The sequence below is a fragment of the Domibacillus indicus genome (assembly GCF_000970685.1).
In the GTDB taxonomy this organism is placed as follows: domain Bacteria; phylum Bacillota; class Bacilli; order Bacillales; family Domibacillaceae; genus Domibacillus; species Domibacillus indicus.
In genome coordinates this window covers 178,297-199,989 of record NZ_LAJB01000003.1, presented here as the reverse complement: position 1 = coordinate 199,989, position 21,693 = coordinate 178,297, and the positions used below count along the sequence as shown (strand labels likewise).

The 21,693-nt window shown below is 45.3% G+C and carries 16 protein-coding genes; 12 read left to right on the top strand and 4 right to left on the bottom strand.

Features of this window, described 5'->3' with window-relative positions:
- Window positions 1-63: 63 nt before the first annotated feature.
- Together VP98_RS05325 and VP98_RS05320 are read left to right on the top strand one after the other, a co-directional pair.
- The gene (locus tag VP98_RS05325) at window positions 64-2,919 is read left to right on the top strand and encodes an ATP-binding protein (RefSeq protein WP_046174313.1); all 2,856 of its coding nucleotides are present in this window, start codon (window positions 64-66) and stop codon (window positions 2,917-2,919) included.
- Window positions 2,919-6,050: a hypothetical protein gene (locus VP98_RS05320; RefSeq protein WP_046174312.1), complete on the top strand. Its 3,132-nt coding sequence runs from the start codon at window positions 2,919-2,921 to the stop codon at window positions 6,048-6,050. Before VP98_RS05325 ends, VP98_RS05320 begins: the two co-directional genes overlap by 1 nt.
- 42 nt (window positions 6,051-6,092) lie before the next feature.
- On the opposite strand, the gene VP98_RS05315 is transcribed toward VP98_RS05320, so the two are convergent.
- The 4 genes from VP98_RS05315 to VP98_RS05300 are packed head-to-tail and all read right to left on the bottom strand — an operon-like array spanning window position 6,093 to window position 10,518.
- The gene (locus VP98_RS05315) at window positions 6,093-6,443 is read right to left on the bottom strand and encodes a response regulator transcription factor (protein WP_046174311.1); all 351 of its coding nucleotides are present in this window, start codon (window positions 6,441-6,443) and stop codon (window positions 6,093-6,095) included.
- 21 nt (window positions 6,444-6,464) lie between these two features.
- Window positions 6,465-7,862, bottom strand: coding sequence for a glycosyltransferase family 2 protein (locus VP98_RS05310; RefSeq protein WP_046174310.1), 1,398 nt, complete (start codon window positions 7,860-7,862; stop codon window positions 6,465-6,467).
- Window positions 7,859-8,908, bottom strand: a complete 1,050-nt coding sequence (locus VP98_RS05305) for a HEAT repeat domain-containing protein (RefSeq protein ID WP_046174309.1) — start codon at window positions 8,906-8,908, stop codon at window positions 7,859-7,861. The genes VP98_RS05310 and VP98_RS05305 overlap by 4 nt, the downstream gene beginning before the upstream one ends.
- Window positions 8,905-10,518 carry a diguanylate cyclase gene (locus VP98_RS05300; protein ID WP_046174308.1) on the bottom strand — a complete coding sequence of 538 codons (1,614 nt, stop codon included), beginning with the start codon at window positions 10,516-10,518 and terminating at the stop codon, window positions 8,905-8,907. Before VP98_RS05300 ends, VP98_RS05305 begins: the two co-directional genes overlap by 4 nt.
- 164 nt (window positions 10,519-10,682) lie before the next feature.
- Between VP98_RS05300 and VP98_RS05295 the strand changes: the two genes are divergently transcribed.
- The 10 genes from VP98_RS05295 (at window position 10,683) to VP98_RS05245 (ending at window position 21,617) form a co-directional block, all read left to right on the top strand.
- Entirely contained in the window at window positions 10,683-11,726 is a 1,044-nt protein-coding gene (locus tag VP98_RS05295) for an oxidoreductase (RefSeq protein ID WP_046174307.1), read from the top strand.
- 264 nt (window positions 11,727-11,990) lie between these two features.
- Complete coding sequence (locus VP98_RS05290) at window positions 11,991-13,283, top strand: ABC transporter substrate-binding protein (protein WP_046174306.1); 1,293 nt, start codon at window positions 11,991-11,993, stop codon at window positions 13,281-13,283.
- Window positions 13,284-13,370: 87 nt separating this feature from the next.
- Window positions 13,371-14,231 (top strand): carbohydrate ABC transporter permease, encoded by an 861-nt coding sequence (locus VP98_RS05285; protein WP_046174305.1) that lies wholly within the window; start codon window positions 13,371-13,373, stop codon window positions 14,229-14,231.
- Entirely contained in the window at window positions 14,231-15,049 is an 819-nt protein-coding gene (locus tag VP98_RS05280) for a carbohydrate ABC transporter permease (RefSeq protein WP_046174304.1), read from the top strand. The genes VP98_RS05285 and VP98_RS05280 overlap by 1 nt, the downstream gene beginning before the upstream one ends.
- Before the next feature lie 203 nt (window positions 15,050-15,252).
- Window positions 15,253-16,287, top strand: a complete 1,035-nt coding sequence (locus VP98_RS05275; protein WP_046174303.1) for a LacI family DNA-binding transcriptional regulator — start codon at window positions 15,253-15,255, stop codon at window positions 16,285-16,287.
- Window positions 16,284-17,003 carry a ThuA domain-containing protein gene (locus tag VP98_RS05270; protein WP_046174302.1) on the top strand — a complete coding sequence of 240 codons (720 nt, stop codon included), beginning with the start codon at window positions 16,284-16,286 and terminating at the stop codon, window positions 17,001-17,003. The genes VP98_RS05275 and VP98_RS05270 overlap by 4 nt, the downstream gene beginning before the upstream one ends.
- A 5-nt stretch (window positions 17,004-17,008) precedes the next feature.
- On the top strand, window positions 17,009-18,034 hold the full coding sequence (locus VP98_RS05265; RefSeq protein ID WP_046174301.1) for a Gfo/Idh/MocA family protein: 1,026 nt from the start codon (window positions 17,009-17,011) through the stop codon (window positions 18,032-18,034).
- 18 nt (window positions 18,035-18,052) lie between these two features.
- Complete coding sequence (locus VP98_RS05260; RefSeq protein ID WP_046174300.1) at window positions 18,053-19,090, top strand: Gfo/Idh/MocA family protein; 1,038 nt, start codon at window positions 18,053-18,055, stop codon at window positions 19,088-19,090.
- 85 nt (window positions 19,091-19,175) lie between these two features.
- Window positions 19,176-20,144, top strand: a complete 969-nt coding sequence (locus VP98_RS05255) for a sugar phosphate isomerase/epimerase family protein (protein WP_046174299.1) — start codon at window positions 19,176-19,178, stop codon at window positions 20,142-20,144.
- A gap of 585 nt (window positions 20,145-20,729) precedes the next feature.
- On the top strand, window positions 20,730-21,617 hold the full coding sequence (locus VP98_RS05245) for a PucR family transcriptional regulator (RefSeq protein WP_046174297.1): 888 nt from the start codon (window positions 20,730-20,732) through the stop codon (window positions 21,615-21,617).
- Window positions 21,618-21,693 lie beyond the last annotated feature (76 nt).

Sequence of the window (21,693 nt, the reverse complement as noted above, 5' to 3'; positions counted from 1 at the left end):
TTTCTTTTCGTTACTAATCTAACAGTCTATAATAAAAATATGGAATTGAAAGGGAGGAAACATATGGGCATAGATATAACATCTGGCATTCGGCGCCGGTATTTGCTTTTGTCATTATCGATTTTATTTCTTTTGACAGCAGCAGGGGCGGGGGCCTTTATTTATATGAAAGATTCGCAGGAAGAGCTGAGGTTCAAGAGGGAAGCACTGTTTGAAAAGCAAGCGAAATTGGAAACACTGCGGGATTCACTGAATGATATGTTTTTCCGGGCAAGAGGGTATGTCGCCTTTCAAAATGAGAAAGAGCTTGCCCGCGTTTATGAAGATATTGAGCAGGTAAACGGATCACTGAGTGAATTGAAAAATATTCAGTTAAATTCACAAGAGCAGCAGCTGACAGAAGAACTTGCAGATTTCATGGCTGCATATGAAAGAGAGACGCTGCCTGCCACAATTGAAATGGTGGAAAACAATGATTATGAAGCGCTGAGAGTATTGTCAAGCAGCGGCCTGACCGATTCTGTAAATCAATTTATGGAATATGCACAGCAGTATAAAACAGATATTGATGATCGGCTGGAAGTGCTGTCAAGAGAAATGCTTCAGCAGGCGTATCAATTTACGCTTGTGATGATCATATTTATTTTTTTGTTATTCGTTTTTATTTCTTATTTGATCTGGCGGATGATGAAGGAAATCGTAAGGCCGCTTGAAAATATGAGAAAAGCAGCTGATGATTTCGCGTCCGGCAAAAGCTTTTCATTACTGCCGATAAAGCAAAATGATGAAATCGGTGTGCTATTTTCTTCATTTGGCTCCATGATCCGGACCATACAGGAAAAAGAAGAAGAACTCACAGCCCAGAATGAAGAATTGGTTATGCAGCAGGAAGAGCTTCAGGAACACCAGGAGAAAATCGAGGAATCACTCCGCGAGACGAACCAAACGAAAGAACGGCTGCAGCGCTATAATGATTTAAATCATGTTCTGTCTTTTTCTCTTAACAAACAGGAACTTGCCGATAGTGTACTTGATTATCTTGACGAAGTATACGGGTTAGATCTGGGCTTGTTTTGGATTCGCGACAGCGGAGAACATAAGCTCAAGGGTGTAACAAAATCGATGTTTGACGAGTTTTCAGCACGCCGGATTGATTATATTGACCAGCGGCTGAAGGAGGACTCTTTTTTTACGTTAAAAAGAGAGGCTGTGCAGGAAAAAGGGCTTGCTTCAGAAACGGTTTATGTTTATGAATATTTTGCCGGAGTAAGCAGCGCAGCCGGGCAGATGACAGCTTTATTCGGCGGAGCGAGAATTGGCCATGCTTTTTCTCCACAGGAACAGAAAGACCTGTATGGCTTGTTAAAGCGTATTTCTCTGGCTATTGAGCGTATTCAGCTGTATGACCGCAACGTGAAAGAGCGGGTGCTTAATGAGCGGATCGTCAATAACATTAATGAAGGCATTCAATTTGTCGGCGTGGATGGACGTATGCTGCAGCGCAATGAAGCATTCTGTTTTATTGTTGGCTGGGATGCAGTGTGCCTTGATGAAATAGTTGAAAAGAAGCAATGGATCGATCACCTGGCTGAGCAAACCGACGAGCCTCAAAAAATGAAAAGCTTTTTGGAAAGCTGCCTTTCGCAGGAAGAGGATGGCATCCAGGAATACCGTTACAAAATTTTAGGACCGTCTGAACGCGTAATTGATGTGTATAGCGCTCCTGTTTTCATAGAGGGAGAAAAAACAGGTACGATCTTTGTTCATCGGGATATTACGAAAGAATATGAGATTGACCAGATGAAAACAGAGCTGGTCAGCACGGTCAGCCATGAGCTCCGTACGCCGCTTTCAAGCGTCCTTGGTTTTACGGAGCTGCTGCTTCACAAGCAGCTGAAACCAGAAAAGCAAAAAAAATACTTAGAAACAATCTACAAAGAAGCGAACAGGCTGACAAACTTAATTAATGACTTTTTAGATTTGCAGCGAATGGAATCGGGCAGCCAGGTGTATCAAATGGAAGAATTTCAGATGAATGAGCTGGCTGTTGAAGCAGTTACCCGCTTCCGGTCGGAAAACAGCCATTCCCTTGTTGTCGTGGATGAAGCGGCTGACGTCCGCGTTAAAGGAGATAAGGAGCGCCTTGCCCAGGTGTTAACGAATATTCTTGGCAACGCGATTAAGTTTTCACCGGACGGCGGCCATGTTACGCTGACTCTTTCCAATAAAGAAAACCAGCTCCTTGTTTCTGTGAAAGATGAAGGGATCGGCATTCCAGCCGAAGCTGTGCCGAAGCTGTTCAGCAAGTTCCAGCGGATTGATAACAGCGCTCGGAGGAAAATTGGCGGAACGGGACTGGGGCTGGCAATTTGCCGGGAAATTATCGAAAAGCACAATGGAACGATTACCATTGAATCAGAAGAGGGTAAAGGAACGACAGTATGCGTTTCTCTGCCGCTTCTTTCTTCCGGCCCAAGCCGGCTCATTCGTCCTGAAGGAACAGAAAACAGCCCTTCGGTGATGATTGTGGAAGATGATATGAGCCTTGCTCTTTTGTTATCTGAAGAATTAAAAATGAATGGTTTTACGGTTATTTATCATCTCGATCCATCCGAAGCCTTTGAAGAAGCGAAGCGTACCCCGCTCGTTGGAATGGTCATTGATATTATGCTTGGAGATGACCTGAATGGCTGGGATCTGGTGGAACTGCTAAAAAAAGAAACAAGCACGCGCGATATTCCGATCATTATTTCTTCAGCCCTCGATCAAAATGAAGATTCAGGAAAGCTGACCCAGATCGATCATTACTTAACGAAACCGTATCCGCCTAACCAATTATCGCAGGCAGTTCTTGGATTTTTAACTGAGCCAAAGCAGCAGGGAGTTATTTTCTATCCAGAGAAAGGTTCTGATTCATAATGAAAGCAAAGAAAAAGTGGTTTGTGCTCCTGGGAATTGCTTTACTGCTTTTGCTGCCCCGCATTATGTGGGAGCTTGGCGGCACAAGGGCGGACAAAGTGGTTATTTTGGATAAAACCGTACCAACAGACAATAAGAGAGAGCACCGTGCTCTCTCCTGGGTGCTGGAGCATTTGCGCTTTGCTTCCTTCGGCGGTGAAAATGACTATTACGGTTATTTTCCTGAAAAGAAGGAAAAAGAAAGAGCGCTGCCTGAAAGTCTTGAAGGAGCAGACCTGATTTATGCGGCTGACACATACGGGGTATATGACGAAGAAAACAACCTTGTATACGGCGGCCTTCAATTGGATGAATGGGAAGCGATAAAGCAGCAGACAGCCGACCATCCAACGACATTGATTATGGAATTCAACACATTTGCTTCTCCAACAAAAGCGGAAGTGAAAAATGATGCGGCTTCTTTTTTGCATACGAATCCGACTGGCTGGACAGGGCGCGCTTTTGGAGAGTTAAGTAAAGAAAATGAAGAGCTGACAGCGGACATTTTTTCATTATATGAAGCAGAAGGAAAGAAGTGGGCATTTGAGGGGCCCGGCTTTGTGCTTGTGAATGAAGAAAAAGAAAAAGTCATTGTGCTTTCGGAAGAAGAAGGATATGCAAACAAAGCACAGCTGACAATGGAGTTTACAGAGGAAGGGAAGCAGATAACCGGCCTGGAAAAAGGTGTTCCATACACCTACTGGTTTGACATAACCGTGCCGGAAAATAAACAGGATATTTGGGCTCATTATCAATGGGATTTATCGAAAAAAGGAAAAGAGCTATTAGAGAAAGAAGGCATTCCGCTTTCTTTTCCGGCAGTGACCCATTATTCGTATGAACAGTCGGACCTTTTTTATTTTGCCGGAGATTTTGCTGATACAGCGGAAGTATCCTCTATCTATAAATATGCCGGCTTCGCCTCGATGCGGGCCTTTATTACGCCTTCCGCTCTTTATCCGGAGCAGGCGTTTTTCTGGAAAACGTACGTGCCGCTGATGAAAGGCATTTTATCGATGGAGAAAAAAGCGGACGAGGAAGAAGCAGTTTCTGTACCTGCCGCGGAAAAAAACGGTCTTTCCTATACCGCCCGCTTAAATGGAGACCGCTTTGACGTATATGAAGATGGCAAATGGAAAACGATGACGGTAAGAGGTGTTAATATCGGCATGGGGAAACCGGGGGCATTTCCTGGTGAAGCAGCCATTTCCGAATCGGAATACTATGACTGGCTGACTCAAATTGGCGAAATGAATGCCAATACGATTCGTGTTTACACACTTCACCCGCCTGGCTTTTACAATGCGCTGAAACGGTATAATGAAGAGCATGCGGATTCGCCGATTTATGTTTTTCATGGTGTGTGGATTGACGAGGAGCCGTTAGAAAAGACACTTGATGCTTTTACACCGGAAATCACGAAAGAATTTCAAGCGGAAATGAAACGGCTCGCCGATGTGATTCATGGCAATGCCGATATCCAAAAACGGACAGGCCATGCGTCAGGTGTTTACCGGGCGGATATATCACCGTATGTCATTGGCTGGATGCTCGGGATTGAGTGGTATCCGTATATGGTCGACAATATGAAAACGAAATACGCCGGCCTTGCCCAATATGACGGCGAGTTTGTCCGCACAGAAAAAGCGGAGCCGATGGAAATCTGGCTGGCCGAGCAAATGGATACAATGATGAAATATGAAGCTGACACCTATAAGTGGACACGGCCGATGAGCTTTACAAACTGGGTAACAACAGACCTGCTGGAGCATCCGGCTGAACCGCAGGAGCAGGAAGACCTGGTATCGGTTAATCCGAATACGATCAAGCCGAAAAGGGAAACCCCGCTGTTTGCTTCGTACCATGTGTATCCGTATTACCCTGACTTTTTGAATTTAGAAGAAAAGTATGTAACGTATAAGGATTTCCGAGGTGAAAACAACAGCTATGCCGGGTACCTGCATGATCTCCGCGAGGCACATGACATGCCGGTTTTGATTGCAGAGTTTGGCCTTCCTGCTTCACGCGGCATGACGCACCGCAATACCTTTGGGCTGAACCAGGGCTTTATAAGCGAGCAGCAGCAGGGAGAAGGGCTTATTCATATGTATGATGATATTCTGGCTGAAGGGATGATGGGCGGCCTTGTTTTTACCTGGCAGGATGAGTGGTTTAAGCGGACCTGGAATACGATGGACCTTGATGATCCAGAACGGCGTCCGTACTGGTCCAACGCCCAGACAAATGAGCAGCAGTTCGGGCTCTTAAGTTTTGACCGCCTCCGTATTAAAACAGACGGGGATATAAAAGACTGGGAGGACATTCAGCCGTTTTACAAGGGAAACGACAGCCTGTATGTCACACATGATGAGCGCTATCTGTATATCCGCTCGAAAATGTCCAATGGCCGGATGCCGGAGTTTTATTTCGATGTGCATCCAGCCATTGGAAGCGAGAAAGAGGATGGCCTGTCATTTGCTTCGAATGATATTGACTTTGTTCTTTCATTCGATGGAAAAAACAAAGGCACCCTCCAGGTAAATGCTTATTATGATACTTTCTTGTACCAGTATGGATTTGACGTTCCGATGCTGAAGCCGGTGCCTGAAAAGCCGGCGAACAACAGCAGCGACTTTAACCCGGTCCGCCTGGCCCTGAATAAAGAAATCACCCGTCCGGATACAGATGAAGTGCTTCCGTTTGATTATTATGAAACGGGAGTCATGCGGTTTGGCAATGGCAATCCAAAATCGTCTGAGTATGATTCTTTATCCGATTACTATGTGGATAACGAAACAGGGAATATCGAAATCCGTATTCCATGGCTGTTATTAAATGTGAAGGACCCGAGCAGCCTGAAAGCAGCGGGAGATATTTTCAAGGAAGGAATCGAGGCGGAAGAAACAATAAAAGGCATTGGGATTGGCGCCTCTTTTGGAGAAGAGTCAACACTGCCCGCTTCATCAGGCAATGCTGTTCCGAAAATGAACATGTACAAATGGGAATCGTGGAACGGGGACGTTTCTTCAAGAGAAAGATTGAAAAAATCCTATTATCTGCTTCAAGACCGGTTTAAACAAGAAGACCAATAAAAACAAGCGGGCGGCTCTTCAGGGGAGCTGCCCGCTTTCTCATTAAAGAATCGTTTCTACGAGAGACAGTAATTCCATCGGGCTAAACGGTTTTGCCATAAAGTAATCGGCTCCGTGCGACATGGCCAGCTCCCGGTCTGCTTCCTGGGCTTTCGCTGTAAGCATTAGCACGGGAGTTGAATTTCCGTCTTTGCGGATTGTTTCCAATACTTCCATTCCTGTTAAATGGGGCATCATATAATCAAGGATGATCAAGTCATATGTCTGCGTCCGGGCACAATTAAGCGCTTCTTGTCCGTCTTCCGCTTCAGTAATATCAAAATCATCTTCAAGTGTATCCACAATTAACATACGCAGAATGTCTTCATCATCCGCTACTAAAATCTTTTTCAATTCAGCCTACCTCCATGTTGTTTAAGTCGAGATTCCTTTCCGCTTCATATCGCCCCAATGCTGTTTTTTTCGGAAAGCCGCAAAAATCCCTTGAATCCGCCAAATAACCATAAGCGGACGATACCAAAAAGCTTCTGTCAGTGCCCAGCCGTACAAGCGGATTAAATGAGAAACCTTTGGATATTTATGAAGCGTTAATTCTTCCAAAAGAACGGCCAGGGCAGAAATAAGCGATCCGTAAAAAATCGTAACCAAAAACAAAATGCCGGCAATTTTCGGATCAATCAATGAAAAGAAAAAGCCGCCGAAAATAAGAAAATAACCGCAGAATTCAAAAATGGCCCCGAGCAGTTCCACAAATAAAAAGTAAGGCATAGACACCAGTCCTACCGAGCCGTATGACGGATTGAGCATCATTTTTTTGTGCGTCCAGAGCGTCTCGAACAATCCTCGCTGCCAGCGGATTCGCTGTGAGCGCAAAACCTCAAGTGATTCGGGTGCTTCTGTCCAGCAAACAGGGTCCGGAACGTATTCAATTCGCTGCTTTGATTTTTCTTCCTTCAGCAGCCTGTGCAGACGCACCACAAGCTCCATGTCCTCGCCGACCGTTTTTTTGTTGTAGCCGCCGGCGCGGATCACCCGTTCTTTATGAAAAACACCGAAAGCACCGGAAACAATCAATAAAATATTCATTCGGCTTAAAGCCAGACGGCCGATCAAAAAAGCGCGGAAGTACTCGATAATCTGCATAAGGACAACTGGATGCCGCGGCAGGTCAATCGCTTCTACCTTGCTTCTTGAAATGGTCGATCCGTTTGCGATGCGGACCGAGCCTCCTGTTACAATAATCTGGCCGTCTGACTCAATAATCGGCCGCATTGTTTTTAAAAGTGCATCATTCTCTAAAATTGAATCCCCGTCAATAGCACAGAAATAAGGATAAGAGGATAAATTAATCCCCGCGTTCAATGCATCCGCTTTTCCGCCATTTGCTTTCTTAATAAGGCGGATATACGGGAAAATAGCAGACTGGTAAATGGCTTTTACTTCGGCTGTCTCCAGATAAGCCCGAACGGCGAACGGAATTTCAGTCATTTGAAATTCTTCAATCATTCGGGCCGAGGTCTGGTCTTTAGAGCCGTCATCAATCACAATAATCTCTTTTTCAGGGTATTCCAGAGCAAGAAGAGACCGGACTGTACTGACAACCCCTACTTCTTCATTATAAGCCGGAACCAGAATGGAAACAGGGTATGTCCGCTCGCTCCCGGCAATATCTTCTGTCAGCTCGCGGCGGTCCAGCTCGCTTTCCCGGTGTACTTTGCGGAAAGCAAGCAAAAAAAGGACCACATAGCTCAAGCTGGAAATCAACATATAAATAATTGTTACGTAAGAAAGAATAAGGAAAACGATGTTCATTGTCTGGCACCTCCAGGCTGGTAGATCTGCCACTGTGCAGCCATATCCCGTCCATAGCGGTCAGGGTGATTTTCGGCTAAGTGGGCAAGGAGTAAATCTCCATCTGAAAAGTGCGTAAAGGCTTCAGCCGCAGAATAGCGAACCCACCAAACAGAGTCTCCCAACAGTATGCCCAGTGTTTCTTTATATCTGGAAAGCTGTAAAATGCCGGCTATACGCGCAGCAAACATTCGCTCCGCCCAGATTTCTGATTTGAAAAAGGGGGCCAGCAAGTCGGGATCAGACATATATTCAAGCCGGAAAATAGCTTTAAGCGCTTGAATTCTTGTTTCAGCATGCGGGACTGCCAGCTCTTTTTCAACAGCGGGAAGAAAAGCAAGGGACCCGGACTGTCCGACAAAAATCAGCGCTGCATGTTTCAGGGATAAATCCGTACTCTCGAGCGCGGATTGGATTTCTTTCACTGCAGTCTCTTTTTTTAAACGGCTGAAAACATCCGCATACAGCCGGAGAGGCGCATTTGAAAATCGGCTCAATTCGGTGAGCACTTTTGTTTCATCCAATGAAGCAAGAGTCCGGATAAGCTGCCGGGTTTCAGCATCCAGTTTATTCGAGATGGCAAGCTGCTCCAGCAAAACGGGAGACAGGGAAACCATATGGAAGTCTTCAATATAATGGAGGGTGTTTATCCGCTTTGCCCAGTTACGCCGGTTCAATCTTTGGCGGTACGGCTCTGTTAAAAATCTTTCAGACAGCTGTTTCACTAAAGGTGAAGAGTGCGCTTCTTTTGTAAAGGCTACATAGCCATTTAATAACCGCTCCAGTACCACTTCCTGGTGCTTGATTGAACGAATAGCATAAAAAAAGCGCACATCAGATGGCTCCATCATATAAGAACTGAACGGCTCCACTAAATGGTTATACTGGCTTTCTACTTCTTCCTCGTAGCGCTGCCGCCTTTTTTTGCGGATCACCAGATAACAGAGAAGCACAATTTGCAAAAGAAAGAGAGAAGCAGTCAGCAGCAGGAAAAAGGAAAGGGTCATTTAAACATCCTCTTTGTCAGGCGCTGTACCCGGGCCACCACTTCCTGAGGATGAAATGGCTTCACAATGTAATCATCTGCTCCGCTTTTTAAAGCCAGGACAATATCTGCTTCATTTGTACGTGCTGTCAGCATGGAAATGACAATATTGTCATCCGGAAACCGTTTCCGGACATTGGTCAGCACTTCAAGCCCGTCCATTTTCGGCATGATGCCATCTAAAAGAATCATATAATTTTCATCCGGCTTGTACCAATCTGATTCCAAAAAAGAGATACCATCGGGATATTCATGAATGAGAACGTCAATTTCATTTGGTTTCCATCCGGCGAATTGTTTCGACAGCATTTTTCGCACAAGCAGGTCATCATCGACAATCATAATGTTTAAATGACGTTTTACATCGCCGCTGTCAAGAGCGTAAACAACAGACTGGTTCCGCCCGTTTCGCTTGGCTTTATAAAGTGCTTGATCCGCTTCGTTTAAGACGGTCGCTTCATCAATTCGATACTCGGACACGCCCGCTGAAAATGTTACGTGAAACGGATCAAAAGGCGGAATAGTAAAAGCGGTTTCCGCAAATTTTGAGCGAATCCGTTCAATTAAAACAATCGCTTCTGCTGGAATGGTATCCGCCAAAAGCAAAGCGAATTCTTCACCGCCGTATCGGAAGAAATAATCTGTTTCCCGCTTCATTCTTAAAACGAGCGAGCTGAAGCTTCGCAAAACTTCATCGCCGGCAGGGTGTCCATACTGATCGTTTATTTTTTTGAAATGATCCAAATCCAGCATAACGAGCGAATATGTATGCCGCTTACGTTCAGCCAGAGCTGACATTTGAGAAAGAGTCTGTGTAAATTGCCGGCGGTTTCCGGCACCTGTCAGTTCATCGGTTAAAGCGGACTGCCAGATGGCAGACCTGTATTTTAACCTATTAGAGACGTAAGGAATGAAAACGTTTATGTTAATTGGCTTTGGAATAAAGTCCATCGCGCCCATTTCATAGGCTTTGCTGAAATTTTCAGCCCGTCCATCTACGCTGACCAGGGTAATCGGCACATGTCGGCTTCTGGCAATATCGTTAATCTGCGTTAAAATATCAAAGCCATTCATATCCGGCAGCTGCGCATCCATAATAACCATATGAGGCTGAAGCGTATAAAACAGCTCTACACCCCGTTTGCCGGTTAATGCGATAACAGCCTGTACACCGTTTTCCTCGAGCGTCTCTTTTATATAGGAGGCAAACTCGGCATCTTCATCAATAATTAAAACAAAAGAGCCGTTTTCCTCAATAGAAACAGGGACTTCTTCGATTTCTTCTTCTAAAACTGCATTTTCTTCATTACTGTGAAAAAAGCTTCTCATCAGCGAAATGAAATTTTTTAACGAACGAACCGGAATTAACGTTTCGCTAGTGTCGGATAGATTTTCCAGCTGTGAAGAGCAAAAGGAAGACATCTCATCTAGTCCGATTGTACCGGCAGTCCCTTTCATAGTATGAAGAAAGCGGTACAAATCCTTCTCTTGAATATGCTCTTGTTCAAACCAGCCGGAAAATTCTTTTTCCATTCGTTTAGAAAGCATTGCCCGGTAATCATTTCGAGCCATTTATGTCAATCCCCTCAAAAATAGTAAAAAGGTTCTTTCTCTTATTCTACCCCATTATACTAAATGTATCACCCGGCAAATAGATTGAATACGCTTTGTTTGAGCAGGAAAAAAATCGGGGAATATATTAAATAGGAAATTGAAGGTAAAGGAGACGTAAATTTATGAAGCCAATCGGTACAGCGATCATTGGATATGGTTTTTCAGGGTCTACTTTTCATTCCCCTTTTTTAAAAACAATGGAAGAATTCGAGGTTGTTTGTGTACTGTCTTCTAATGAAGAAAAAGTAAAAAAGAACCTGCCGGATACGGATGTGGAGCAAGCAATTGACGAGGTTATCAAACGGGATGACGTAGAGCTTATTGTCGTGACGACGCCAAGCAGCCTTCATTTTGATATAACCAAAAAAGCGCTTCAGGCAGGAAAACACATCGTGCTGGAAAAACCGATGGTGCCGACGTCAAAGGAAGCAGAAGAGCTGACTGCCTGCGCCAGAGAACATGGCGTGATGCTGAGCGTATTTCAGAATCGCCGTTACGATGGGAACTTTCTGACAGTAAAGAAGCTGATAGATGAAGGGAAGCTCGGTGATATTTATTTCTATGAAGCTCACTATGACCGGTTTGAGCCAGCCGTGGCCAAGGGCTGGCGGGAAGAAAACAAGCCTGCTTCGGGTGTTCTTTATGACCTTGGTGCCCATTTAATTGATCAGGCATTGGCACTGTTCGGTATGCCGGACAGCATAACGGCGGACATCCAAAAACAGCGGCCGGAAGCCATTGTCGATGATTATTTTCATCTTATTTTAACATATGGAACAAAGCGGGTTACTCTGCACAGCAGCATGCTGTCTTTTGAACAGGGCTCTAAATACAAAGTGCACGGCAGCCAGGGAACGTTTATGAAAAAAGGGGAAGACCCGCAGGAGGCGGAATTGCTGGCAGGAAGCCTGCCGGATGGCCCCGATTGGGGAATGGATTCAATTGACCAGTATGGAACTCTTTATACAAGCAGCGGAAGTGAAAAAATTGTAACCCTTCCCGGCGACTACCGCCATTATTACCGGGAAGTGTACGAATGCATTCGCAACGGAAAACCGTGCTCGGTAGCAGGAGAAGATGGCATCAAGACAGCGCGGATTATTGAGGCGGCCCTTGAAAGCAGCCGGGAAAAAAGGACAATTGAATTATTCAAAAAGCTGCGATGAATAATAGATAACAGCCGATTCAGGCTGTTATTTTATATGTGAAAAAGAGAGCAATCGTTTGCGTAAAGATTCCGAATATTTCGTTGTATATACAAGGAATTAAATGGTTGATACATATGTGATGAAAGGCTTTACAAAAAATATGCAAACGATTTCTCAAAAAGTGTTGACGTTTTCATGAAAGCGGTGTTATAGTTGTTTCAGAAGTTGAAAGCGATTACCGGTTTCAACCTAAACTAAAAAGACTGCAAAGGGGTAGATGACGTGTTTAAGAAAAAAGCATTGGTACTTTCATCCGCATTGTTACTTGGCCTTGCCGGCTGTTCCACAGCTGAAAAAGATGAGAACGCATCAGGAGGCTCCGGCGGCGGAAGCGGCGATCAAACAGTTGTAGATATCTTTCAGTTTAAGGTAGAGTTCAAGGAACAGTTTGAAGAGCTTGCCAAGCAGTATGAGGAACAAAATCCGGATGTTGATATTAAGGTTGAAACAGTCGGCGGCGGTAACGACTATGCTTCAGCGCTGAAATCAAAATTCGCTTCGGGCGACGAGCCGGCTATCTTCAATATCAATGGAGCGGTTGATGTACAGCAATATCGCGACAGATTAATAGACGTAAGTGATACAGAAGCGGCCGGAGCGGCACTTGACGGTACATTAGAAAGCGTAACGGAAGGTGAGCAGGTGCTGGGTCTTCCTTATAACCAGGAAGGATACGGATTTGTTTATAATAAACAGATTTTTGAGGAAGCCGGCGTAGATGCCGAGTCTATCAAGTCAATGGAAGACTTGACAAAAGTCGTTGAAACGCTTGACAGCAAAAAGGACGAGCTTGGTATTGATGCTGTGTTCGCTTTTGCAGGCAAGGAAAAATGGACAGAAGGAAACCACGGCTCTAACTCTTTCATGGCAGATGACTTCGAAGGAAGTGTGATGAAAGCGTTTGAAGCAAAAGAAACGCCATTTACAAAAGCGGATCAATACAAAGAGTATATTGACCTGCAAAATAAATACTCTGTACAGCCGGTCTTGAGCCTTGACTATTCACAGCAGGTAGAAGAGCTGTTTTCAACAGGCCGTGTGGCAATGATCAAGCAAGGAAACTGGGTATATCCAACGATCGAGCAGATGGACCCGGAACTTGCTGAAAATGTCGGCATCTTCCCGATTCCAGTAGACGGCGAAATGAAAATGCCGGTTGGTGTTCCACAGTACTGGGCGGTCAATAAAAACGCCGAAGAAGAAGAACAGCAGGCTGCAAAAGACTTCCTTGACTGGCTTTACACTTCTGATGAAGGAAAAGAAGCGGTGTTGACGCAATTTAAATTTATTCCGGCTTATGAAGGATATGATGCAGACAAAGTTGCCGATCCGCTTTCAAAAACCATTTATGAATATGCAGAAGCAGGCAACACACAGGGCTGGGTATTCCTTGGCTACCCTGTAGGCTGGAGCGATATCTTAGGCGCGCATCTTCAAAAATACCTTGCTGGCGAAGCTTCATGGGAAGAAGCAATTCAAGCAGCAAAAGATGACTGGAAAAAAGCGCGCCAGTAAGCCACTGAAAACAGAAAAAGATAACGGGCTTTCTGCTCTGTTATCTTTTTCTTTCCCTAAATTAAACTGAAACGAGGTTTAACCAGCATGAGAAACAAAGATTTTGCGTTTTGGCTTTTCCTGGCGCCTGTTCTGTTTGCGCTTGGAACCGTTGTGCTGCTGCCCTTGATTTATGGCATTGTGTACTCATTTACAGACTGGGACGGAGTGAACGCGGCTGAATTTATCGGCGTTAAAAACTATATCGAGCTGTTCAGCGATCAAAGCTTTTTAAATTCACTCTGGTTCACGTTTAAATTCTCCATTGCTTCTGTTATTGTGATCAACATTATGGGGCTCGGCCTCGCCATGCTTGTTACATCCTACATTAAATCCAAGAATGTGCTGCGGACGATCTTTTTTATGCCAAACCTGATCGGCGGATTGATTCTCGGCTTTATCTGGCAGTTTATTTTTACAAAAGCGTTTGATGCGATTGGCCGGGCAACAGGCATTGAGTGGCTGCAGGGCTGGCTTTCCGATTCGCAAACGGGATTCTGGGGAATGGTGATCCTGATGAGCTGGCAGATGGCTGGTTACATTATGATTATCTATATTGCATATCTGGAAAATGTGCCGAAAGACTTGCTTGAAGCGGCGGAAATCGATGGCGCCAACCCATGGCAGCGTTTCCGTAACATCACCTTCCCGCTTGTTATGCCGGCGTTTACCGTCAGCTTATTTTTGACCCTGTCCAATGCTTTTAAAATTTATGATCAAAACCTGTCACTTACAAACGGCGGTCCCTTTGAATCTACGAAAATGGTCGCAATGGACATCGTTCAAACAGCGTTTCAGTTAAACCAGATGGCGGAAGCGCAGGCAAAAGCGGTTATCTTCTTTATCATTGTCGCCATTATTTCACTGACGCAGGTTTACGTTAACAAGAAAAAGGAGGTAGAGATGTAATGAAAAAGTCGGGAAAAAGATGGACCCTGGAGATTATTGGCCTTTTGCTGGCTCTTCTTTGGATCTCGCCTTTCTACTTAATGATTGCCAACGCGTTTAAAACAAAACGCGAGATTTTTACTAATACATTGAAGCTGCCAGAAACCTTTACGTTTGATAACTTCAAGCAGGCCTTTGAAGAACTGACCTTTTTGCAGACGTTTATGAATTCAATGCTTGTAACAGTCCTGAGCGTGGCGATTATTCTCTTTTTCTCCGCGATGGCAGCTTATGCACTGTCACGGAACGGAAGCAAGCTGAGCAACATTCTTTTCTTCGTCTTTGTTGCTGCCATGCTGATCCCATTCCAGTCGGTTATGATCCCGCTCGTTTCTATTTTTGGAAAAGTAAACGCGCTTAACTTTTACGGGCTTATCTTTATGTATCTCGGATTTGGCTGCAGCCTGTCGATTTTCCTTTACCACGGTGCCTTAAAAGGGATTTCGAAGTCGCTGGATGAAGCAGCAACGATCGACGGCTGTAACCGGTTCCAAACTTTCTGGTACATTATTTTTCCTCTTTTAAAGCCAATTTCGATTACAGTAGGGATTTTGAATGTGATTTGGATCTGGAACGACTTCCTGCTGCCGTCCCTTGTTATCAGCGGAGATGGAACGGATACAATCCCACTAAAGCTTTTCTTATTCTTTGGCCAATACACAAAGCAGTGGCATCTTGCTCTTGCCGGCCTGACGATTTCCATTATTCCGGTTATTATCGCGTACTTTTTTGCCCAGAAGCAAATTATCAAAGGAGTATCCGAGGGAGCGGTCAAATAATCGAAATCGCCTTTGGAAAGGCTGCCCCAGTGCGAGACTAATAGGACCGGCTGCGGCACCGTATAAACAGGAAACCTTTATTGTTGACTGTGTATAAAGACGGACAGCCTTCAGTAGTTTCTATTCGATTTTCTTTTGAAAACGATATACTTTCTTATTTTTTGAAAAATGGTACTATAAACAAGAAAAGGGAGGATTCGGTCATGGCTGTAACAATAAAAGATGTGGCAAAAAGGGCGCAGGTTGCACCGTCGACTGTCTCCCGTGTTATTGCAGATCATCCAAAAATTACGCAGGAAACAAAAGAAAAAGTAAGAAAAGTGATGCAGGAGCTTGGCTACCATCCGAATTTGCTGGCAAGAAAGCTTGTCACACAGTCCTCGCAGACAATCGGGATTATTCGGAAAACTTCATCAAAACGATCGCTGTCTGATCCGTTTTTTCCGGTAGCTCTCCAGGGGATGAGCGATTTGCTGCACGAAAAGAAATACAGCGTTTTAATGACATGCGGTGAATCAGATGAAGAGATTTATCATGAAGTGGTCAATATGGTGCAGGGGAAAAGCGTTGATGGCATGATTATGCTTTATTCCCAGGATAATGACCCGGTGCTGCAACTGCTTTTAGAGCAGGATTTCCCGTTTGTTATGATTGGCAGGCCAACAGACCACATAGATAAAGTCATGTATGTGGATAATGATAATGTAAAAGCGGCGCGCGATATTACCGACTATTTAATCCGGGCGGGCCATGAGTATATTGCTTATGTTGGCGGCGATCCGAGGTTTGAAGTTCATAAAGATCGTGAACAAGGATATAAACAGGCTTTAAAGCTTGCGGACATCCAGTCGGAACTACTTTTTAGAAAAGAAATTTCAAGAGACAGCGCAAGAGAAACGGTCGCCGAGATTCTGGAAATGAATCCGAGGCCAACAGCCATTGTAACAACGGATGAGTTAATGGGCATGAGCCTTTTGTCTGCTCTGTACGAGCGGGGAATTCGTGTGCCGGATGAAATGGCGATTACTACTTTTATGGATTCAATGCTGTCTGAGCTTTCCAGCCCTCCGATGACGACCGTGGATATCCATGCTTTTCAGCTCGGCTTTGAAGCAGCGAAAACGCTTGTTGACCTTTTGGAAAAACCGGATATGATGAAACGAAATATTCTTGTGCCAACATCCATTGTGGTGCGGGAATCATGCAGAAAAAATAAAACGAATGGGGCGATGATATGAAAGTAACAGTGTGGAACGAATTTCGTCATGAAAAAAACAAAGACACCGTTAAAGAGATTTACCCCGACGGTATCCACGAAGTGATTGCCGGCTTTTTGAAGGAAGAAGGCCGCACCGTTCAAACAGCAACACTGGATGAAGCAGAACACGGGCTGACAGATGACGTACTCAATAATACCGATGTCCTTTTATGGTGGGGGCATGTCGCGCATGAAGAAGTCAGTGATGAAATCGTAAAGAAAGTGCAGCAGCGTGTGCTTGATGGGATGGGGCTGATTGTTCTTCATTCCGGCCATTTTTCAAAAATCTTTAAAACACTAATGGGCACTTCCTGCGACTTGAAGTGGCGTGAAGCAGGGGAAAAAGAGCGTCTCTGGGTAGTAGACCCCGCCCACCCGATCGCAGAAGGCATTGGGGAGTATTTCGAATTGGAGCATGAAGAAATGTACGGGGAGCACTTTGACATTCCAGCTCCGGATGAACTTGTTTTTATGAGCTGGTTTGAAGGCGGAGAAGTATTCCGCAGCGGTGTTACATACAAACGGGGCAACGGCAAAATCTTTTACTTCCGACCTGGACATGAAACACATCCTACATACTATAACGAGAACGTCCAGAAAGTAATTCAAAACGCAGTAAAATGGGCTGCGCCTGTTAAACGGGAACGCCCGGTCTACGGAAACGCACAACCAATTGAAACGTTAAAAGGAGAATAACGGTAATGTCTATACTTAAAATAGGAGTGATCGGCTGTGGAAGCATTGCCAGACACCGTCACATTCCAGAATATGCAGCAAATGAAAATGTGGAAATTGCCGCTTTTTGCGATATTGTAGAAGAGCGCGCGCAGGAGTATGCAAAGCAATACAATGCCATAGCTTATACAAGCTATGAGGAGCTGCTCGCTAATGAAGACATTGATGCGGTAAGCGTTTGTACACCTAACTCCCTGCATGCGCCGATTTCCATTGCGGCGCTTCAGGCAGGAAAGCATGTTCTTTGTGAAAAGCCGATGGCTACGTCCCGTGAAGAAGCAGATGCTATGATTCAAGCAGCAGAAGCAAGCGGCAAAAAATTAATGATTGCCCACAACCAGCGCTTTGTTGCTTCCCATGTGAAAGCACGCAGCATTATTGAAAGCGGCACACTCGGAAAGATTTACAGCTTCCGCACCGCATTTGGCCATGGCGGGCCGGAAAATTGGAGTGCAGACGGAACCGACAGCTGGTTTTTTAAAAAAGAATTGGCCTTTATCGGAGCGATGGGAGACCTTGGCGTTCATAAAACCGATTTAATGCGGTATTTGATCGGCGAGGAATTTGTGGAAGCAGCCGCGTTTGTAGAAGGATCGGCAAAAGCAAATTCGACTGTTGATGATAATGCAGTCTGCATTTTAAAATCAGAAAGCGGCATTATCGGTACACTGGCTGCGAGCTGGGCCTATAATGGCGGCGAGGATAACTCAACCGTTATTTATGCGGAAAACGGTATCCTGCGGCTGGAAGATGATCCAGACTATTCGCTTATTATTCAATACAAAAATGGCAGCAGCGAGCGCCACAGCCTGGGAGCCATTCAGTCAAATGAAGAAGGCAAGCAGTCAGACTCACGTGTAGTAGAATACTTTGTCCACAGCATTCTTGAAAACAAAACACCGCCTGTCTGCGGGCAGGAAGGCAAAAAATCACTCCAGGTTATTTTGGCAGCACTTGAATCAAACGAAACGAAACAAATCGTCCGTATTTAATGGAAGAGGTGACCCAACATGACAAAACTGAGAATCGGCGTTTTAGGCACAGGCGCGATTGCGATGGAACGGCATATTCCTGCTTTTAAGCATGTAAAGGAAGCAGAAATCACGGCTGTGATGGATGTAAACGAAGAGCGTGCGAAGGAAGCCGCCGAAAAATTCGGCGTCAAGTATGTCTGCACAAGCCTTGAAGAAATGCTGGGCAAGATTGACGCTCTTTTAATTACAACGCCGAATAAATTTCATGCGCCTGCTGCCGTCCAGGCATTAAATGCCGGTGTTCACGTCATGTGTGAAAAACCAATGGCATTGAATACAAAAGAATGCGAGGAAATGGTGGCTGCAGCCAAAAAATCCGGGAAGGTCCTGCTTATTGCTTATCACTGGCGGTTTATGAAGGAGTCCCGGGCGGCGAAAAAGCTGATCGACAGCGGGGAAATTGGCCGGCCGCTTGTAATTCGGATTAAATCAATGCGGCGCCGGAAAGTGCCCGGCTGGGGCGTATTCACGAACCGCGAGCTGCAGGGCGGCGGCGCACTCATTGATTATGGCTGCCATTTGCTTGATTTAGCCATGTGGCTGACAGGGAGCTCAAAGCCGTACGAAGTAAGCGGGACGACATTCAATCACTTGAGCATGCAAAAGGATATGGTGAATGAATGGGGTACAATCAATCCGGCGACATTTGAAGTGGAAGACCATGCGACAGCTTTTATCCGTCTTGAGAATGGAGCAGTCGTTATGCTGGAAACGTCATGGGCGGCAAACATTCCGGAAGACGAAGAGACGATCAGCATTTCGGGCACGGAAGGCGGTATTGAAGTTTTTCCGCTCCGCTTAAATAAATCCCAGCACGGTGTTCTTGTTAATTCCGAGATTGCCTGGATTCCAGAAGAAAAACCATTCGCGATCCTGCAGGCGGAACATTTTGTTTCCTGCTGCTTTGGAGAAAGCACGCCAATGTCAAGTCCGGAAGAATCCATGTATGTAACAAGCATTATTGACTCTGTCTATGAAAGTGCCAAAATTGGCCACAGTGTTAGAATCAGATAAAAAGAAAGAAAAATCGCCGATTTCACAGCAGTAAGCATAAGGCGGCCCTATTAAAAGTATCGACATTAAAAAAGGAGTGATCGACTTGAAGTTAGGTGTATTTACGGTTCTTTTTGCGAATAAATCGTTTGAAGAAATGCTGGATCATGTGAAAGCAGCCGGATTGGATGCCGTGGAAATCGGCACAGGGTGTTATCCGGGCAATGTCCACTGCCCGCTTGATGAATTGCTGGAGGATGAAAAGAAACGCGCCGATTATCTTCAGGCCGTTACATCCCGCGGCCTTACTATCAGCGCATTCAGCTGCCACGGCAACCCGCTGACGCCGGACAGGGACTTTGCGGAAGAATGTGATTCAGTACTGCGCAAAACAATCAAGCTGGCTTCTCTTTTAAACGTGCCGGTTGTCAACTGCTTTTCCGGTACGCCGGGTGACTCGGAAGAAGCAAAGCAGCCGAACTGGCCGGTTGTTCCATGGCCTCCTGAATACCATGATATTTTAACCTGGCAGTGGGAGAAAAAATTGATCCCATACTGGAAGGAAATTGGCGAGCTTGCTAAAAGCCATAACGTGAAAATTGGTTTAGAGCTGCATGGCGGGTTTCTTGTGCACACGCCTTATACAATGCTGAAGCTTCGTGAAGCAACCTGTGACGCGATCGGCGCCAATTTAGATCCAAGCCATATGTGGTGGCAGGGAATCGATCCGGTGGCAGCGATTAAAATTCTTGGCAAAGCCGGCGCCATTCATCATTTCCATGCAAAAGACACGTACATTGACCAGGATAATGTGAATATGTACGGCTTAACAGATATGCAGCCATATGGAAATGTTCAGACACGCTCATGGACATTCCGCAGTGTCGGCTGCGGCCACAGCCTGCAGGAATGGTCAGATATGATGAGTGCTCTTCGCATGTACAACTATGATTATGTTGTAAGCATTGAGCATGAAGACCCTATTATGTCCATTGATGAAGGATTCAGCCGTGCCGTGAAAAATTTGAGTGATGTGCTGATCCGTGAATCAGCGGGAGAAATGTGGTGGGCTTAAAAAGTGAAGAGGACTGGCGGCTTTGCCGTCAGTCCTCTTTGCTTTTGTCTTTTCCTATCATGTAAGATTCCTTTTAAAAAGAAGTGTAAAGAGCTGCGGGCTGGCGGCTTCGCTAACAGCCGGAGCGAACGCTGAACCACCAAACCATCGCTTCGCACCGCTTGTTTCAGCTCGTCCACTCGTCCTGAGGGAATCTTCGCCGCCAGCCCTCCGCCCAATCCTTTTCAGGAAAGAAGAGACGATGAACGAACAATGGCGCTTTGTTCCTTGTGACGAAAGAGAAAAACAAATTTTGCTATTTTCCTCCCCGCAAAGGCGGCAGGCGCGGGGCGTAGATTCCGATGGGACTGAGATCGGTGGAGCCGGCAGGCGGAGACGAGCTCAGCGCCTGACCCGTGGAACGCGCAGCCCCGAGAATGCCGCTTGACTTACCGGGGCTAAGCCCTGTTCTCCTACGCTTTCTTTGAGAAACCATATGTAAAATCACATGAGATTATTTTTAAAATTCAGTATACTGATAGAGAAAAAAGCAAAAGTGATCTGTAGAGTGCAGAAAGCGTTGCTTATTGAAAAGAGGCAGCAGAAATGAAGAGTATTGAGAAAATTTATACAAGAGCCCTGATGACGGAAAAGCTCGTACCCGATAAAACCCGTTTTCATTTTTTTGATAAGGGAAAAAACCGTTATATTTCTATTCCAAAACAGGATGTAACCGAAAAAGAACAGCAGCTTCTTTCTCACTTTTTTATTCCAGTTGAGCAGGAGCAGGGGATAAGCCAGCTGTCTTCTCTCGGGCAGATGTGGTGGGATTTTCTTATGGGCCAGGCAGGCTGCCCGGCTGTAAAAGCGGAGCGGGTGCGGTTTTTATATGTAAAACTATCAGAAAATGACCAAAGCAGTTTTTTCGAAGCAGTTGATACATTTTTCGATCATGCTATTCTTACAGTCTGGATGGGAGAAAGGGAGTGCATCCTGATAGAAGAAGAGTCTGATTATCCTATTGGGAAAGAAGAAGCACAAACGTTTTTAGACGTGCTTGCAGCGGACTTTTATATAGCAGGCCGGCTGTTTATCGGCAGATTTGCACCCGCCACTGAGCCGTTAAGGAGCCTATATGAAAGAGAAAAAGAAGCGGCCCGAAAAGCAGAGCTGTTTATCCCGGAACAGCGGGTAACAACAATTGAAATGGTCATTCCGCACTTGTTTTTAGCCGAAAACGGCCCGGAGCTGTCAGACTTGTTTGCAGAAGAAAAAGAATTGTTCGAAGCAGATGATGATTTGCGGAATACACTTCAATTATTTATCCAAAACCACTTGAATGTGAGCCAGACGGCCAAACAGCTTCATCTGCACCGGAACAGCCTTCAGTACCGGATTGACCGTTTTATTGACCGGACCGGCATTGATGTGCGTTCGTATGAAGGCGCCCTGCTTGTTTATATGATTTGCTTAATGAGTGTTCAAAAAAAATGACAACGTGCACAATATAGAATGGGTATATTTGTGCACCCTGTCCATTTTTATTTCATCTGTAAGCGAATACAATAAA